Below are 1,372 nucleotides of genomic sequence, written 5' to 3'. Positions count from 1 at the left end.
GCATGGCGCTTGCGGCCCTGATGGCCCCGCCCGCCCCGCTCGGCTAGCTTCACCCCGCGACCCCTGGACCCCTGGGCCCGCCATGTCCAGGGCTTCCACCGCGCCCTGGCCTCACTCCGGGTGCGACTTTGGCGGACACGCCGTGAACTGAGGCTCCGCCGTCGAATATGTTGCTCAAAGTGCCCCCGCCCGGAAGCGACCCGGCCGAAACCTGCCCGGCCGGATGCAGCCCGGCCCAAAACAACCCGCACACAACAAAGCTGCCGGCCGTCCGAAGGGGCAGCCGGCAGCTATGGAATGATCGCTAGACCATGGCGAGTGCCATGCCCGGATCGGACAGGATGGCGCCGAGGTCCTGCAGGAAACGTGAGCCCTGCTCGCCGTCGACCAGGCGGTGGTCGAAAGACAGGCTGAGCGTCATGACCTGGCGCAGCGCCACCGCATCCTGGTACTCCCACGGCATCTTCCGCACCGCGCCCAGGGCAAGGATGGCGGCCTCGCCCGGATTGAGGATGGGCGTGCCCGAATCGATGCCGAAGACGCCGATGTTCGTGATGGAAATGGTGCCCCCGGACAGGTTCGCCGGACTGGTCCTGCCGGCGCGGGCCGTGTCCGTCAGTTCGGTCAGCGCCGTGGAGAGCTCCAGCAGGGACATCCGGTCGGCGTCCTTGATGTTCGGCACGGTCAGTCCGCGCGGGGTGGCGGCCGCGATGCCCAGGTTCACGTAGTTGTACTGGACTATCTCCTGCGCGACGTCATCCCACCGGGTGTTGAGCGTGGGGTGGTTCTTCAGCGCGATCAGCACGGCCTTGGAGACGATGGTCAGTGGCGTGAGCTTGTAGCCGGCAAACGCCCGGCTGGCCTTGAGCTTCGCCAGAAGTTCCATGGTGGGCGTGACGTCAATGGTGAGGAATTCCGTGACGTGCGGTGCGGTGAAGGCACTGGAGACCATGGCGGCAGCGGTGAACTTCCGCACGCCCTTGATCGGTGTCCGGGTTTCGCGCTCGCCCTTCGCCGGAGCCGGAACCGGGGTGGACACACCCGCCAGGTCCCGGGGGGCCACCGGCAGGTCTCCCCCGCCGACGAAGTTGCGGATGTCGTCGCGGGTGATGAGCCCGAATTCCCCGGTGCCGGTGACGGCGGCGAGGTCGACGCCGAGGTCCTTGGCCAGTTTGCGCACCGGCGGCGTGGACCGCGGGCGTTCCCCGGAAACGGACGCGGGGCCGCCGGGTTGGGCCTCGGCCGGCACGGCTGCTGGAGCGGGCGCGGCCACCGGAACCGCCGGGGCAGCTTCGGCCGGCGCAACGGCCGGAGCAGTTGCCGCCGGGGCCGAAGACACCGGGGCAGCCGTCGGGGCAGCGAAGCTCCGGGC

At 69.7% G+C, this 1,372-nt stretch carries 1 protein-coding gene; it reads right to left on the bottom strand.

Going from position 1 to position 1,372, the window contains the following annotated elements:
* Window positions 1-304: 304 nt before the first annotated feature.
* Window positions 305-1,372: dihydrolipoamide acetyltransferase family protein (locus BJQ90_RS16380; RefSeq protein ID WP_226761279.1), on the bottom strand; the 1,068-nt coding region annotated here is incomplete at its 5' end.

The sequence above is a fragment of the Arthrobacter sp. SO3 genome (genome assembly GCF_020532825.1).
Taxonomy (GTDB): Bacteria; Actinomycetota; Actinomycetes; order Actinomycetales; family Micrococcaceae; genus Arthrobacter.
Note: the sequence above shows the minus strand (reverse complement) of the source record. Positions and strands in the feature narration are given on the sequence as shown.